Below are 14,730 nucleotides of genomic sequence, written 5' to 3' on the forward strand. Positions count from 1 at the left end.
TGCGTCAGCCGGGCAGGGCGGCGGCGATGACCTCCTCGAAGTCGGCGGCGTCGCGGACCGAAGCCATGTCCTCGGCCCTGACGGTGACGCCCCAGTGCCGCGCCATCGCTTTGTAGAGCGGCTGGCGGTGGGCGAGCGCGCGGGCATAGGTCCAGCGGATGAAGGCGTCGGGATCGACGGCGCCGGGGGCGATGCCGGTCTCGTCGAGATAGTCGGTCCAGGCCGTCGTGAGGAAGGCGGGACTGTAGGCCATCGGTTTCGGGGCGCGGTCGAAGCGGCGGACGAGCTCGGCGGTGTGATCGTCCGAGCCTTCGATCCAGACCATGAGGCAGGTCTGCGCGAGGGCCGACAGGATCGGGTCGTTCGGATCGTCGGGCGTCACCCATTCGCAGATCGACCCGCCGGTGTCGCAGACGAAATGCGGATAGCCGTAGAGCGCCTTGGCGCGGTCGATGAAATAGGGCGTGTCGAGCAGGGCCTGCTCCTCGGCGCGGGCGAAGCGGTCCTGCCGCAGGCGGTAGGTGCCGATGTCGAGCCCGCCCTTGGCCGGATCGCCCGGCTTGCCGAGATAGGCGGAGACGGCGGTCAGGTTGTGGAAGGTGATGTTCGAGCCGATGTAGATCGAATCCGACAGGAGCAGATCGCGCAGGAACGGCACCTTCATCGCCTCGAGCTTGGCGTTGTCGGTGATGTATTCGCCCATGTAGCGGGTGCCGATGCGGTAATCGATCGAGTAGTGGAACCACGCGCCGCTCTCGCGCAGGAGGTTCGACACATGCGTCTTGCCGAGGCCCGACATCGCATAGAGCAGCACGCGCTTCTCGGGCGCCGCGCGCCACTCTTCCCTCGTCTCATAGATCATCGCGCTCTCTCCCCTGCCGAGGCGATGTGCTAGCGGCGCGAAGGGGTTGCGTCAAACGCTTCGCGCATCGCGCGCAGAGGGCGGCCGTCGATCACCACGAGGCCGAGCGCGAGGAGCGCGAAGCCGGCGAGGGCGGAGGGATGCAGCTCCTCGCCGCGCACGAGGGCGCCGAGGGTGATCGCGACGGGCGGGATCATCAGGGTGACGAGCATGAGGTTGCCCGAGCCGGCGATCGCGAGGATGCGGTAGTAGAGCAGATAGGCGCAGGCGGTTGCGACGATCGCGTAATAGGCGATGGCGGCGAGGGTGCGGGGCGCGAGATCAAGGGGCGGCGGGCCCTCGAGAGCGAAGGTCAGCGGAGCGATGAGGAGCGTCGCGCCGGTCAGCATGCCGGCCGCGGCGACCTCGGGCGGGAAGACGCGGAGCCGCGCCCGGCCCCAGGCACCGGCGACGGCGTAGGAGAGCGTGCCGCCGATCACCGCGAGCTGCGCAAGGCTGCGGATGTCGAAGGAGAGGAGCGCGCCCCAGCCGATGGCGGTGGCGACGCCCGCGAAACCGAGGGCGACGCCGACGGCCTTGCGTCCCGTGAGCCGCTCGTCGGCGAAGACGAGGGAAGCGAAGAGCACACCCCAGACGGCCGTCCCCGCGTTCAGGATCGAGGTGAGGCCGGTGGTGATGTGGAGCTGGCCCCAGGCCATCAGCGAGAACGGGATCGCGTTGTTGAGAAGCCCCATCAGCAGGAACGCGCCCCAGGCGCCGCGGCCCCGCGGCATCGGCAGGCGCCGGAGCAGGACGTAGAACCAGAGCGCGGCGGCCGCGGGCGCGACCCGGTAGAGGACCGAGGCGAGCGGCGCGATCTCGTCGAGCGCGGTGCGGATGGCGAGGAAGGATCCGCCCCAGATGAAGGCGAGGAGCAGGAGCGCGGCCCATGCGCGGGCGGGGATGTGGGTCTGCGGCGTCATGGCGCCGACCCTGCACCGGAACGCGGCGTCTGGCGACCCGGAAGATGCGCCTTGCGGGCGGGACGCGGCCCATGAAAAAGGGCGCCGTCTCCGGCGCCCCCAGGCTGTCCTGTCCGGTCTCGTGCCGGATCAGAAGGTGTATTCCGCGCGGAGGCCGACGCCGACCGCGTGGTTGTCCTCGAAGGAGGCGACCGGCTGGCCCGCGACGCCCGCATCGGCATCACCGAGCCAGGAATAGTTGATCCCGCCCGAGAGGTTCATGCCGCCGTTCGAGTAGCGCCCGCCGAGCGTCACGCCCCAGAGCCCGTCCGTGGGCCCGAGCGGGGAGACGACGTCCTCGCTGCCCTCGGGCTCGTAGGTCACGCTCATGGAGCCCGCGAAGTCCTTGGTGAAGGCGCGGCCGAGGCCGAGCGTGTAGCGGTGACCGTCCTCGAGGTTGACGAGGTCGGAGCCGAGCCGCGTCGGCACGAGATCGACCGCGGAGAACTCGGTCCAGCGGTAGCTCGCCAGCAGCAGCGTGCCCTCGGCGATGCCGGTCTGGAAATCGAGGTTCAGCGATTGAGGCGTGACGTAGTCGATGTCGGAGGTGAAAGTCTCGCCGAAAATCCGCTCGGTGATCTCTCCGTCATGCTCGATCTCGGGCGAGTAGGCGGCCGAGAAGCGCAGCGCGATCTCGGGGATCTCGTAGGCGAAGCCGAGGACGTAACCGGCCTTGGTGTCGTCCTCCATCTCGAACTCGTAGCCATCGGTGGCGGCGAAAGTATCCGAAAGTCCTTCGAAGGCCGCGCCGATCGCCGCCGTGGTGCCGGCGCCGTAGGTGCCGTCGATGCTCGCCGCCGCGTCGGGGCTGCCGGCGAGTGCCGCGCCCACGGTGGTGCTGTCGAGCGCCGGCGCACCGGCCGGCAGCCCCGCGTTGAAACCGCGCGTCGCCGCCGACGTCGAGATCGCGTTGCGATAGGCCACGCCGTTGAGGCCGACATCGGCGTTCACGCGCTCGGCCTTGATGCCGCCGAAGATGCTGAATCGCTCGCCGATCTTGTAGCGCATCACGAAGGTGAGCGCCTCGCTGTCGAGATCGGCATAGGTGCCGCCGAGATTGGACGTCAGCGGGTTCGCGTCGTAGTCGATGTCCGCGCCGTAGGGCTGGTCGAACATCAGCGAGTAGTTGAGCTGCGGCGTGATCGCGTTGGTATAGGCGAGTCCGGTCTGTGTGTAGCTCTCGCCGACATCGTCGTAATCGCCGCCTGCGCCGCCGATATCCTCGCCGTCGATGCTCGGATTGACGAAGCCGAAGCTCAGCGCCGCGGTGTTGTCGGCGGCGAAGATCGGCAGGAGCGACTGTCCCGACCGGTCGAGCCCGGCTGCTCCGGCGCTGCCGGCTGCCAGGGCAAGTGCAAGCGTCGACGCGCCTGTCGCTAGATATTTCATGTAGGCCTCCCTCATCTCTCGGCGGATGTCTCCCGTCATGGGAACGCTAGCGGGAGGAAAGTTTCGCCTACAAGTTTTACCCGGCGTCACGCTGACGCGTCGCTGCGTAACGTCACTTTGGTGTCACAACCCGGGTCTCGCGCCAGATATTCGCATAGTTCGCACCGAAGATGATGGCCGCGCCGAGAAAGACGTAAGGGTCGAGCGCCTCGCCGTAGAGAGCCATGCCGACGAGGGCGATGATCGGCAGGCGCGCGAAGTCGATCGGCATGACCACCGTCGCCGGAGCGAGGCCGAGCGCGGTCGTCAGGCAGAAATGCGCGACGAGCCCGGCGGCGCCGATGATCGCGATGAGCGGCCAGGAGGCCGCGGTCGGCCAGGCGATGTCGCCGTCGAGCCCTGCGCAGATCAGCCCGAAGACCGCCTGCATCAGAGTCAGCCAGAAGAGGATCGAGGCGATGTGCTCGGTCCGGGTCAGGCGGCGGGTGAAGACCGCCGAGCCCGCAAAGCCGATCGCCGCGCCCGCGGCGGCGAGCAGGTTCGGATCGAAGCTGCCGGGAGCGGGGCGAGCGACGATCAGGATGCCGAGAAAGCCGGCGAGGCCCGCGAGGACGCGCGCCTTGGTCAGGTGCTCTCCGAGAACGAGCAGCGAGAGCAGCATGACCCAGAGCGGCGAGGTGAACTCGACCGCGAAGACCTGCGCCAGCGGTACCGTCGCGACCGCGTAGAACCAGAGGTTCTGTCCGGCGAAATGGCTGAGATTGCGGATCGTGTGGAGCCCCATGCGCCGCGCGCGGATCTCGCTCCGCGTTCCGGTCAGGCTCGTGACCGAGAGGACCAGCAGGACGCCGATCAGGCTGCGGTAGAGCATGATCTCGAACGTGTCGAGATCGAGGCTGACCTCCCGGCCCGCGACCGCCATGGTCGAGAACGAGAGGATCGCGCCGCCCATCCAGAGGCAGGCGCGCAAGGTGTCGGATCGGGCGGTGAGGGCGGAGGTCGTGCTCATGGCGGGCAGTAGCGGTCAAGCGCCGGCGGTTTGCAAGGGCCAGACGCCGGCTCGCTGCGCGCCGGGGGCGCTGCCCCCGGACCCCCGGAGTATTTGTGCCAAGAAGAAGGAGGGACCGGGCGCCGGAGGGGGCGGCGGCCGCGGTTGTCCGTCAGGTGCGGCGCGGGGGCTAGGCGGCCGGTTCGTTCATTCCCACTCAATGGTTCCCGGAGGCTTCGAGGTCACGTCATATGTGACGCGGTTGATGCCGCGCACCTCGTTGATGATGCGCGTCGCCGTCTCGCCGAGGAAATCGTGCGAGAACGGGTAGTAATCGGCGGTCATGCCGTCGACGGAGGTCACCGCGCGCATGGCGCAGGCATAGTCGTAGGTGCGCCCGTCGCCCATGACGCCGACGGTGCGGACCGGCAGGAGCGCGACGAAGGCCTGCCAGATCTCGTCGTAGAGACCGTGGCGGCGGATCTGGTCGATGAAGACCGCGTCGGCCTTGCGCAGGATCTCGAGCTTTTCGGGCGTGATCTCGCCCGGGCAGCGGATCGCGAGGCCGGGCCCGGGGAAGGGGTGGCGGCCGATGAAGCTTTGCGGCAGGCCGAGCTCGCGGCCGAGCGCGCGGACCTCGTCCTTGAAGAGCTCGCGCAGCGGCTCGACGAGCTTGAGGCCCATCTTTTCCGGCAGGCCGCCGACATTGTGGTGCGACTTGATGGTGACCGAGGGGCCGCCGGCGAAGCTGACGCTTTCGATCACGTCGGGATAGAGCGTGCCCTGCGCGAGGAAGGAGGCGCCGTCGATGTCGTTCGCGTGCTTCTGGAAGACGTCGATGAAGAGCCGGCCGATGGTCTTGCGCTTGACCTCGGGGTCGCTGACCCCGGTGAGCTCGCCGAGGAAGAGGTCGCGCTCGTCGGCGTGGATCAGGGGGATGTTGTAGTGGTCGCGGAACATCGCCACGACCTCGTCGGCCTCGCCCTGGCGCAGCAGGCCGTGGTCGACGAAGACGCAGGTGAGCTGGTCGCCGATCGCCTCGTGGATCAGGACCGCCGCGACCGAACTGTCGACGCCGCCGGAGAGGCCGCAGATGACCTTGGCGTCGCCGACCTCTTCGCGGATCTGGCGGATCGCCTCGTCGCGATAGGCGGCCATGGTCCAGTCGCCGGTAAAGCCCGCGTCGCGCACGAAGTTCTCGAGGAGCGTGCGGCCGTTCGGGGTGTGGTGCACCTCGGGGTGGAACTGCACGGCGTAGAACCGGCGCTCGAGATCGGAGGTGACCGCATAGGGCGCGCCGGGCGAGGTGCCGTAGACCGCAAAGCCGGGCGCGAGCCGCGCGACGTGGTCGCCGTGGCTCATCCAGACCTGCTCGCGGCCGGTGCCGTCCATGAACCAGCCGGTCAGAAGGTCGATGCGCTCTTCGGCGGGCGTGACCCAGGCTCGGCCGAATTCGGCGGTGCCGTCGCCGCGATGGACCTCTCCGCCGAGCATCTGCGTCATGACCTGCTGGCCGTAGCAGATGCCGAGGACCGGAACGCCCAGCTCGAAGACGCGCATCGGGGGACGCGGCGCGTCCTCGTCCACCACCGAGGCGGGACCGCCGGAGAGGATCACCGCCTTCGGCTTCAGATCGTCGAGGAAATCCTCGGTCACCTGCTGGAACGGGTGGATCTCGCAATAGACGTTGAGCTCGCGCAGGCGGCGGGCGATGAGCTGCGTCACTTGGGAGCCGAAATCGACGATGAGAAGGCGGTCATGCTGGGTCATGGACGCCGAATAGGGCGAAGCCCGGGACGGCGCAAGCACCGATGGCTCAGCCCATGGAGGAGGCCCTGGACTTGCCCGCTCGGCGGCCGGCCGTGCGGTCGCGATGCCAGCTCCAGAGGGCGACGCCGCTCCACGACGCGATGTAGACCCCGCCAAGCGCGATGATGACCGCGCCGGGCACGGGGCCGATGGAGGCCCTCTCGACGGCTTCGGCGACGCTCGCGGTGGGGGCGGGGTGAACGATGATCTTGCCGGCGAAGGCGAGGGCCTGGATCAGCAGGATCCAGAGGTAATTGCGGCGGATGCGGCGCCCGACCGCGACGAGGAAGCTGACATGATAGCGCGGGCGGAGGTAATCCTCGGCCAGGACTCCCTGCCAGTCCTCCTCCATGTGCAGGTCGCCCTCGATCAGCATCGGGGCGTAGAAATGCGTCTCCATCCAGCGGGCCCGGGCGCGCCAGACGTTGAAGTAGCGGTAGCGGCGCGCCTCGAGGACGAGAAAGAGCATGATCAGCACGCCGACGAGCACGAGCGGCAGGGGTGACGCCTGCGGCGCGGCATAGGAGATCGAGAGCGCGACGCCCAGCGTGACCACCGACCAGTTCGTGGTCGTGTCGAGGCGCGTGCGCCACATCGTGCTGCGATACACCTCTCCCCGGTAGAGATGCGCGAGCGCGCCCATTTCCGCCGCGGTCAGGGTGCCACGGGGTTTGCTGTCCTCGGCCGAGATCGCGATGTCCTCCGGGTTGCCTCGGGCTGAGCATGCCCGCGCGGGGGCGAGGCGGTCAATCGCGCCGGATCACGGAATGGGGGAAAGCAATTCGGGCGCGGTGACGATGTGGCGCACGCCGTGGGCGTGGTGTTCGTCGAAGACGTTGCCGCTTTCGGCCCAGTCGTGCAGCGAGCCGATGTCGAGACGCGCGCAGTCGGGCCGGACGCTCCACGTCACCTGCAGGGGCGAGCAGGCCGATTGCGAATAGGACGACCCGGTCGTGGAGCCCGCGAAGGTCACGGGATCGCCGGTGCCTGTGGGCAGGGCGCGGGGCTGGGGGCGGCCGTCGGCGGTATGCCCGCGATAGGAGAAGTCGGAGAAATCGAGCGCGTCGGGATCGTTCACCAGCAGGAAGACCTGCGCCTCGACCCGCAGCTCGGGATTGGTGCAGGTCTCCGACAGGCAGGAGCCGAGGCCCGGGCCGGGGGCGACCGGGCAGGAGGTGAAGACCCAGTGCACCTCGATGGTGTTCCCCGGGGACACACCTTCGAAGTTCCGGCGGCTGGTGGGCGCAAGGTCGGACGGCGAGAGCCGCCAGGTGTCGTTGCAGGCCCAGCCGCCATCGGGACCCTCGCCGGCCGGCACCGAATATCCGGGGCCCTTGTGCTCTGCCTGCGCGTGGACGTGGATGTTGCAGAGGCGCATGTCGCTTGCGGGCGGGGCCGGCGTCCAGACCTGGCGGTTGAGACCGATGCGGGACGCGATGTCGCGCGGGGCCTGGGGGCCGTATCCCTGGCAGATCTCCTCGGCCCCCGCGGGCAGGGCGAGCGCGGCGAGGAACAGGGCGAGGCAGGCGAGGATCCTTGGCATGCGTTTTCCGGATCTGGGAGCAGGCCGCATTCCAGCATGCGAGGTCTCAAGATCGGGTTTACGGCGCCCTGCCGAACATCATGTCGCATTCAGGACGCAGAGGCCGCATACGGGCGGCGCTCGCCACGGGACTGGGGATAGACCGAAGCCAGACGATGTGAGGGGAACCGATCATGCAGGACCAGACCGTAGGGCGGCGCCGCGGGCGCGCGAGTGGCGGTGGTGCCGCACGGCGCGCCGAGCGCACGGCCACCGGCGTCGAGACCGCGCGGTTCATCACGCGCAACATCCCCGATTACGAGGTCCTCACCGAAGAGGCGATCGAGACGATCGAATGGAACGCCGAGACGGTGCTCGAAGAGATCGGCGTGAATTTCGTCAACAATCCCGCGGCGCTGGAGCGCTGGCGGCAGGCGGGCGCGGATGTGAGCGGAGAGCGTGTGCGCATTCCGCGCGGCCTCGCGCGCAAGCTGATCGCGACAGCGCCGGGAGAGTTCGTCCAGCATGCCCGCAATCCCGAGAGGTCGGTGACGATCGGCGGGCGGAACCTCGTCCTCGCGCCCGTCTACGGGCCGCCCTTCGTGCGTGATCTCGACGGCGGACGGCGCTATGCGACGATCCAGGACTTCCGCAACTTCGTGAAGCTCGGGCACATGTCAAAATGGCTTCACCATTCGGGCGGAACAGTGTGCGAGCCGACCGACGTGGCGGTGAACAAACGCCATCTCGACATGATCGAGGCGCATGCGACGCTGACCGACAAGCCGTTCATGGGCTCGGTCACCGAACCCGGCCGGGCGCGCGATTCGGTCGAGATGTGCGAGCTGATCTTCGGCAAGGAGTTCGTGCAGGGCAATTGCGTGCTGACCTCGCTCATCAACATCAACTCGCCGCTCACCTTCGACGACACCATGATGGGCGCGCTCGAGGTCTATGCCGCGGCGGGTCAGGCCTGCATCGTGTCGCCCTTCATCGTCGGCGGCGCGATGGCGCCGGTCACCGTTGCTGGCACGCTGACGCAGGTGCTCGCCGAGAGCCTTGCGGGATGCGCCTATACGCAGCTCGTCCGACCCGGCGCGCCGGTGATCATGGGGGCCTTCGTGACCTCCATCGACATGAATTCGGGCGCGCCGACCTTCGGCACGCCAGAGGCGGCGCAGATCACCTACGGCGCGGGCCAGCTCGCGCGACGGCTCGGGCTGCCCTACCGCTCGGCGGGCGCGTTCAACGGCGCCAAGCTGCCCGACGCGCAGGCCGCCTACGAGACCGCGAACACGCTGCAGACGGGGCTTCTCTCCGGCGTCAACTTCATGCTCCATGCCTGCGGCTGGCTCGAGGGCGGGCTCGTGTCCTCCTACGAGAAGTTCGTGATGGACGCCGATCAGCTCGGCGCGCTGCACAGGATGGCCGCGGGTGTCTCGGCGGACGAGACGGCGCAGGCGATGGACGCGATCCGCGAGGTGGGGCCGGGCGGGCATTACCTCGGCTGCGCGCACACGCAGGCGAATTTCAAGTCGGCGTTCTGGCGCTCCGAGGTCTTCGACTACAAGCCCTACGAGACCTGGTCGGAAGACGGCGGGCAGGACACCGCCACGCTCGCTTCCGCGCGGGTGCGCAAGCTTCTCGATGCCTACACGCCGCCCCCGATCGATCCGGGCATCGCCGAGAGCCTGCGCGATTACGTGGCCCGCAAGAAGGACGCCGAGCCCGACGCCTTCGCGTGATCGGGTGGCGGAGCGATCTCCTCTGATGCCTGTTCCCGCCGCGCGATCTCGAGCTCGGCGATGATGGCTGACAGAAGCTCGACGTGGCGCGCCGGCGAATAGCCCGCGCTTCCCGACCGCCGCGCCGCGTCGAGCGGCTCTTCGGTTTCGAGCAGCCGCGTGAGGGCCTCTTCGGGGTCTGCGGCGGCCTGCGCGCCGATCAGGCGGGGCAGGTGGCGGCTGCGGGTGTACCCTTCCGACCCGATGCGGGCTGCCCGCACGAGCAGCCGCGGCCGGCGCATTCCGGATACAATCTGAGATAGAGTTTGCATGTTCGGCTCCTTGTGACGCCGACGCATGGTTTCACGGTTTCTGACGCCGTCGCGGCGGTTTCCGCTCGGCGGTCTCTCAATTTCCGATTGTTTGTGAATTCGAAGCAAAATTGAGGGGCCGGCAGGAATGTTAAGGTTTGGGTAACGTTAACCAACAAACCATTACGTCATTCCTGTGGACTTATCTGGGGACAGTACGTGTAGAAACTGGGGACAAAGGCATGTTGACGATCAGAAGTACCGCTACCGGGAGGATCCTGCCGGACTGGGTGCCGCCCGAGGCGAAAAGATATCTCGAACATACCGAGAGCGGCACGTCGATGCGCGCGCTCGCCCGCGCGTCGGGCTGCCACGCCTCCACGGTCATGCGGCAGGTGCGCAAGATCGAGGTGCGCCGCGAAGACCCGCTCGTGGATGCGGCGCTGCGCCAGCTCGGCGCGGTTGGGGGACGGGCAGAGGGACATACGATGCAGGAGGGGGCCGGCGTGACCATGTGCAAGGGCGACAGCGGCGAGACGCTGGACGACGCGACGCTGCGGCGCGAGGCCGAGAAGGTCCTGCGGATGCTGTGCTGGCCGGGCACGATCCTGGCCGTCGCACGCGACATGGACAAGGCGGTGGTGGTCAGCGGCGATGCGACCGGTGCGGCCGGGCGCAAGCTCGTCGTCGATGCGCCGGTGGCGCAGGCGATGGCGCTGAAGGAGTGGATCGCCTGCGGAGAGCCGGGGCGGGTGTCGCGCTATGCGATCACGGCCGCCGGACGCACGGCGCTCCGGGAGATGACGCAGGTCGGCGACGCCACCGCCGCGGGGTTCGCCGAGGCGCCGATCCGGTTCGAGCCGCGCGAGCGGATTGTCCCGCCCCCCGACCGGCGTGCCTATGTGGCGGAGACACCGGTTCTGGCGCTGGCGCGGCGGCGCGACAAGGCCGGAGAGCCGTTCCTGACCGCGGCGCAGTATCAGGCCTCCGAACGGCTGCGGGAGGATTTCGAGATCGCCTCGCTCGCCCCCGGAGGAGAGCCGGACGTCTCGGCCATGACGCGTGGAACCTGGGCGGTGGGGTCCGTGCGCGGGCGGCCCGGCGAGGCGGCGGACCGGATGGCGCTGGCGCTGGCGGAACTCGGTCCCGGCCTTGGCGACATGGCCATTCGCTGCTGCTGCAGGCTCGAGGGGCTAGAGACGGCGGAGCGCAGTCTCGGCTGGTCGGCGCGGTCGGGCAAGATCGTGCTGCGCATCGCGCTCGACCGGCTGGCGCGTCATTACGCCAGCGAGAAGGGGCAGTTGCGCGGCCTGATCGGGTGACCGGGCGCGCGCGGAAAAGCGCCCGCAGAGAGCGGGCGCTTCACATGTCGGTTTGCCGGGCGGGACTTATTCCGCGGCCTGCACCGGTGTGTTGTCGGTGACCGGAATGGCCGGCTGGCTTTCGGCGGCCTCGCGCACGCCCCGGGCGTAATCGGGGTGCACCCGTTCGAGGACCGCAAGCCAGCGCTCCTTGACGCTGTCCGAGCAGGGCGCCATCGCGCCCGCCATGTTCTGGTGGAGACGCTTGCGCTCGTCGTCCGAGAGGACCTCGGCATAGAGCTTGCGCGGCTGGACGAAGTCGTCGTCCGTGACCTCCTGCGGATAGCGGTACGCTTCGGGGTCGATGCGCAGCGGCGGCTCCATCACGCTCGGATCGGCGACCGGGCCGTCCCACTGGTTCGGCTCGTAATAGGCGTCGGGATTGCCGAAGTCGTTGGAGAAGAACCGCATCGAGCCGTCCTTGTGGTAGTGTTGCACCTCGGACTGCTTGGCGGCGTTCGCCGGAAGCATCTCGTAATGCGTGCCGAGCCGGTAGCGGTGCGCGTCGGCATAGGACCAGACGCGGGCCTGCAGCATCTTGTCCGGCGAGAAGCCGATGCCCGGCACCACGTTCGACGGCGAGAATGCGGCGTTCTCGACCATCTGGAAGTAGTTCTCGGCGTTGCGGTTGATCTCGAGCTCGCCGACCTCGATCAGCGGGAAGTCACCGTGCGGCCAGACCTTGGTGAGGTCGAACGGGTTGAAGTCCTGCTTGGCCGCGTCTTCCTCGTTCATCACCTGGATGAAGAGCGTCCATTTCGGGAAGCGGCCAGCCTCGAGCTCGTTGTAGAGATGCTCCTGGTACTGCTCGCGGGTCGAGCCGATGATCTTCTCGGCTTCCTCGTTGGTGAAGTGCTCGTGGCCCTGATGGTTGCGGAAGTGGAACTTCACCCAGAACCGTTCGCCCTGATCGTTCCAGAGCGAGAAGGTGTGGCTGCCGTAGCCGTTCTGGTGAAAGGGCGATTTCGGGATGCCGCGGTCCGACATCAGGATCGTCACCTGGTGGACAGATTCCGGCTGCCCGGCCCAGAAGTCGAACATCGCTTCGGGCGAGCGCATGTTGGTCTTGGGGTGGCGCTTCTGCGTGCGGATGAAGTCGGGGAACTTGTAGGCGTCGCGGACGAAGAAGATGGGGGTGTTGTTGCCCACCATGTCCCAGTTGCCCTCTTCGGTGTAGAACTTCAGCGAGAAGCCCCGGACGTCGCGCTCGGTATCGGCGGCACCGGATTCGCCGGCCACCGTGGACCAGCGGGCGAGGACCTCGGTCTTCTTGCCGATCTCGCCGAAGATCTTGGCGCGGGTGTACTTGGTGATGTCATGCGTGACGGTGAAGGTGCCGTGAGCGCCCCAGCCCTTGGCGTGCACGACCCGCTCGGGGATGCGCTCGCGGTTCTGGTGGGCGAGCTTCTCGATCAGCTGGTAATCTTCGAGCAGGACCGGGCCGCGCGGGCCGGCGGTCTTGGATGTCTCGTTGGACGCGTAAGGTGCGCCTGCCGTGGTGGTCAGCGTCTTTGCCATGTGACTATCCTCTCTCACAGGTAGTAGAGGAATGCGCGGGGACGCGATCGGGTCCGATTGTCCGGCATGACATTTCCGCGCAGGGGCGATATGAGAAACTTATGAGTGTCACCCTGCGCCAGCTTACCTATTTCGTCGCGCTCGCCGAGGCCGGCCATTTCGGCCGCGCAGCCGCGCAGGCGCATATCTCGCAGCCGGCCTTGTCGTTGCAGATCAAGGAACTGGAATCGCAGCTTCAGGTGCCTCTGGTGGAGCGGCTGCCGCGCGAGATCCGGCTGACGCGGGCCGGGACCGAGGTGCTGACGCGGGCGCGCCGCATTCTCGCCGAGGTCGACGATCTCGGGCAGGCGGTGCGCTGGCGCGAAGGGTTGTCGGGGCGCCTGCATCTGGGCGTCATACCGACGGTCGCGCCGTATCTGCTGCCCGCCGCCCTGACGCGGATCCGGGCGCGGGATCTCACGCTCGAACTGCGCGTGCGGGAGGCGCAGACCGACGCGCTGCTCGACGGGCTCAGGGCCGGCCAGCTCGACGCGGCGCTCGTGGCGTTGCCGGTGGCCGCGGACTGGTTCGTGACCGAGCCGCTTTTCGAGGACCGCTTCCTGCTGGCCGGATCGGACCGACGGGTGAAGGCCTGGGCCGAGGACGTGGAGCAGCTGCGTCCGACCGAGCTCAGCGCCGATCAGCTCCTGCTGCTCGAGGAGGGGCATTGCCTCGCCGATCAGGCGCTCGACGTCTGCGGGCTCACCGGACGGGGGCAGGTCGATCTCGGGGCCTCGTCGCTCTCCACGCTCTGCGGGCTCGTCAGCGAGGGCTTCGGGCTGACCCTGCTGCCGGAGCTTGCGGTGCGGGTCGAGGCGGCCGCGTTCGACCGGCTGGCGCTGGCGCGATTCGAGGCGCCGGAGCCGTCGCGACACCTCGCGCTCGTCCGCCGCGCCTCCTCGTCCGACGACGGCTGGCTGCACGATCTCGGCGAGCTTTTCCGGGAGGCGGCGGAGCCGCTCCTCATGGAAGCGCGCCGCGCATGTCCCTGACCGGGCGCCGTTTCGGGCGCTGGGGCGATGCGCGGGGCCGTCATCTGCGGGCCGCGCGCGGGTGCAGAGGACCCGACCAGCCGGGTACGCGCACGGGGCATGGCGGGCATGCGACACCGCGCGGGGCTGGAAGAGCCCCCTGCAAGGCCTTACACTCCATTCAAACGATTAAGATTTAGGGCCCGTCCGCATGCGTGATCTCAAGATTCCCGGCCAGCGCCACCCCGAGAAGGCGCACCGGCAAGACAACGCCCAGCCGAAGAAACCCGACTGGATCCGCGTCAAGGCGCCGGGTGGTCAGGGCTATGCCGACACGCGCAAGATCATGCGGGAGCACAACCTGACCACGGTCTGCGAGGAGGCGGGCTGCCCGAACGTGGGCGAGTGCTGGTCCCAGGGCCACGCCACGATGATGATCATGGGCGAGATCTGCACCCGCGGCTGCACCTTCTGCAACGTCGCGACGGGGCGGCCCGACACGCTCGACGCCTTCGAGCCCGGACGCGTCGCGGATGCGGTGCAGAAGCTCGGGCTCAACCACGTGGTCATCACCTCGGTCGACCGCGACGATCTCGACGACGGCGGGGCGGAGCATTTCGCCCAGACCATCCGCGCCGTGCGCCATCGCGCGCCGGGCACGACGATCGAGATCCTGACGCCCGATTTCCTGCGCTGCGGGCCGGATGCGCTCGAGACGGTGGTCGCGGCGAAGCCGGACGTCTTCAACCACAATCTCGAGACGGTGCCGGGCCTCTATACCGAGGTGCGCCCGGGCGCGCGGTACTTCCATTCGCTGCGCCTGCTGCAGCGGGTGAAGGAGATCGATCCGCGCGTCTTCACGAAGTCCGGGATCATGGTCGGTCTCGGGGAGGAGCGCGCGCAGGTGCTGCAGGTGATGGACGATCTGCGCTCGGCCGATGTCGACTTCATGACCATCGGCCAGTACCTGCAGCCGTCGTCGAAGCACCATCGGATCGACCGGTTCGTCACCCCCGAGGAATTCGCGGGCTACGAGAAATCCGCCTGGGGCAAGGGGTTCCTCATGGTGTCGGCGACGCCGCTGACCCGCTCGTCCTACCATGCGGGCGACGATTTCGCGCGGCTGCGCGATGCACGCGAGGCGAAGCTGGCGGCAGCTGCGGGCTGAGCGCTCCGCCTTTTCGGGCAGTCTGTGATCCCGCCGGTGGATGCCTCCGGCGGGAGTATTTTTACCA

13 protein-coding genes are annotated in these 14,730 nt (G+C 68.4%); 4 read left to right on the top strand and 9 right to left on the bottom strand.

Annotated elements, in window-relative coordinates; genetic code table 11:
* Positions 1 to 4: 4 nt before the first annotated feature.
* From OCH239_RS01040 to OCH239_RS01070, 7 genes are all read right to left on the bottom strand, one after another.
* Entirely contained in the window at positions 5 to 862 is an 858-nt protein-coding gene (locus OCH239_RS01040; RefSeq protein ID WP_037257317.1) for a hypothetical protein, read from the bottom strand.
* A 29-nt stretch (positions 863 to 891) separates the two neighbouring features.
* Positions 892 to 1,824, bottom strand: a complete 933-nt coding sequence (locus tag OCH239_RS01045) for a DMT family transporter (protein WP_037257319.1) — start codon at positions 1,822 to 1,824, stop codon at positions 892 to 894.
* Between the two features lie 129 nt (positions 1,825 to 1,953).
* Positions 1,954 to 3,252, bottom strand: coding sequence for a hypothetical protein (locus OCH239_RS01050; protein WP_157577765.1), 1,299 nt, complete (start codon positions 3,250 to 3,252; stop codon positions 1,954 to 1,956).
* Positions 3,253 to 3,364: 112 nt separating this feature from the next.
* On the bottom strand, positions 3,365 to 4,261 hold the full coding sequence (locus OCH239_RS01055) for a DMT family transporter (protein WP_037257323.1): 897 nt from the start codon (positions 4,259 to 4,261) through the stop codon (positions 3,365 to 3,367).
* A gap of 186 nt (positions 4,262 to 4,447) precedes the next feature.
* On the bottom strand, positions 4,448 to 6,010 hold the full coding sequence (gene guaA / locus OCH239_RS01060; protein WP_037258077.1) for a glutamine-hydrolyzing GMP synthase: 1,563 nt from the start codon (positions 6,008 to 6,010) through the stop codon (positions 4,448 to 4,450).
* A gap of 46 nt (positions 6,011 to 6,056) precedes the next feature.
* Positions 6,057 to 6,692: a DUF2270 domain-containing protein gene (locus OCH239_RS01065; RefSeq protein ID WP_084782006.1), complete on the bottom strand. Its 636-nt coding sequence runs from the start codon at positions 6,690 to 6,692 to the stop codon at positions 6,057 to 6,059.
* 117 nt (positions 6,693 to 6,809) lie between these two features.
* Complete coding sequence (locus OCH239_RS01070; protein ID WP_051489115.1) at positions 6,810 to 7,592, bottom strand: delta-class carbonic anhydrase; 783 nt, start codon at positions 7,590 to 7,592, stop codon at positions 6,810 to 6,812.
* Positions 7,593 to 7,765: 173 nt separating this feature from the next.
* On the opposite strand from OCH239_RS01070, the gene OCH239_RS01075 reads away from it, so the two are divergent.
* A complete protein-coding gene (locus tag OCH239_RS01075; protein WP_037257326.1) occupies positions 7,766 to 9,316 on the top strand; it encodes a trimethylamine methyltransferase family protein in 1,551 nt (516 codons plus the stop codon).
* Here OCH239_RS01075 and OCH239_RS01080 read toward each other — a convergent pair.
* Positions 9,271 to 9,627, bottom strand: a complete 357-nt coding sequence (locus OCH239_RS01080; RefSeq protein ID WP_037257328.1) for a DUF6477 family protein — start codon at positions 9,625 to 9,627, stop codon at positions 9,271 to 9,273. The two genes, OCH239_RS01075 and OCH239_RS01080, sit on opposite strands and share 46 nt — an antisense overlap.
* A 221-nt stretch (positions 9,628 to 9,848) precedes the next feature.
* On the opposite strand from OCH239_RS01080, the gene OCH239_RS01085 reads away from it, so the two are divergent.
* Positions 9,849 to 10,928 carry a DUF6456 domain-containing protein gene (locus OCH239_RS01085; RefSeq protein ID WP_037257330.1) on the top strand — a complete coding sequence of 360 codons (1,080 nt, stop codon included), beginning with the start codon at positions 9,849 to 9,851 and terminating at the stop codon, positions 10,926 to 10,928.
* A 66-nt stretch (positions 10,929 to 10,994) separates the two neighbouring features.
* Here the strand turns inward: OCH239_RS01085 and OCH239_RS01090 are convergent, their stop codons facing one another.
* The gene (locus tag OCH239_RS01090) at positions 10,995 to 12,485 is read right to left on the bottom strand and encodes a catalase (protein ID WP_037257332.1); all 1,491 of its coding nucleotides are present in this window, start codon (positions 12,483 to 12,485) and stop codon (positions 10,995 to 10,997) included.
* A gap of 101 nt (positions 12,486 to 12,586) precedes the next feature.
* Here OCH239_RS01090 and OCH239_RS01095 point away from each other — a divergent pair, with 101 nt between their 5' ends.
* Positions 12,587 to 13,516, top strand: a complete 930-nt coding sequence (locus OCH239_RS01095; RefSeq protein ID WP_037257336.1) for a LysR substrate-binding domain-containing protein — start codon at positions 12,587 to 12,589, stop codon at positions 13,514 to 13,516.
* A 190-nt stretch (positions 13,517 to 13,706) separates the two neighbouring features.
* Entirely contained in the window at positions 13,707 to 14,663 is a 957-nt protein-coding gene (gene lipA / locus OCH239_RS01100) for a lipoyl synthase (protein ID WP_037257337.1), read from the top strand.
* The last annotated feature ends 67 nt before the right edge of the window (positions 14,664 to 14,730 follow it).

The sequence above is a fragment of the Roseivivax halodurans JCM 10272 genome, from assembly GCF_000521785.1.
GTDB classification, from domain to species: Bacteria; Pseudomonadota; Alphaproteobacteria; order Rhodobacterales; family Rhodobacteraceae; genus Roseivivax; species Roseivivax halodurans.

Excerpts from the sequence above, each read along its gene's own strand:
- OCH239_RS01040 (WP_037257317.1), bottom strand. The coding sequence starts at position 862 with ATGATCTATGAGACGAGGGAAGAGTGGCGCGCGGCGCCCGAGAAGCGC.
- OCH239_RS01045 (WP_037257319.1), bottom strand. The coding sequence starts at position 1,824 with ATGACGCCGCAGACCCACATCCCCGCCCGCGCATGGGCCGCGCTCCTG.
- OCH239_RS01050 (WP_157577765.1), bottom strand. The coding sequence starts at position 3,252 with ATGAAATATCTAGCGACAGGCGCGTCGACGCTTGCACTTGCCCTGGCA.
- OCH239_RS01055 (WP_037257323.1), bottom strand. The coding sequence starts at position 4,261 with ATGAGCACGACCTCCGCCCTCACCGCCCGATCCGACACCTTGCGCGCC.
- guaA (WP_037258077.1), bottom strand. The coding sequence starts at position 6,010 with ATGACCCAGCATGACCGCCTTCTCATCGTCGATTTCGGCTCCCAAGTG.
- OCH239_RS01065 (WP_084782006.1), bottom strand. The coding sequence starts at position 6,692 with ATGGGCGCGCTCGCGCATCTCTACCGGGGAGAGGTGTATCGCAGCACG.
- OCH239_RS01070 (WP_051489115.1), bottom strand. The coding sequence starts at position 7,592 with ATGCCAAGGATCCTCGCCTGCCTCGCCCTGTTCCTCGCCGCGCTCGCC.
- OCH239_RS01075 (WP_037257326.1), top strand. The coding sequence starts at position 7,766 with ATGCAGGACCAGACCGTAGGGCGGCGCCGCGGGCGCGCGAGTGGCGGT.
- OCH239_RS01080 (WP_037257328.1), bottom strand. The coding sequence starts at position 9,627 with ATGCAAACTCTATCTCAGATTGTATCCGGAATGCGCCGGCCGCGGCTG.
- OCH239_RS01085 (WP_037257330.1), top strand. The coding sequence starts at position 9,849 with ATGTTGACGATCAGAAGTACCGCTACCGGGAGGATCCTGCCGGACTGG.
- OCH239_RS01090 (WP_037257332.1), bottom strand. The coding sequence starts at position 12,485 with ATGGCAAAGACGCTGACCACCACGGCAGGCGCACCTTACGCGTCCAAC.
- OCH239_RS01095 (WP_037257336.1), top strand. The coding sequence starts at position 12,587 with ATGAGTGTCACCCTGCGCCAGCTTACCTATTTCGTCGCGCTCGCCGAG.
- lipA (WP_037257337.1), top strand. The coding sequence starts at position 13,707 with ATGCGTGATCTCAAGATTCCCGGCCAGCGCCACCCCGAGAAGGCGCAC.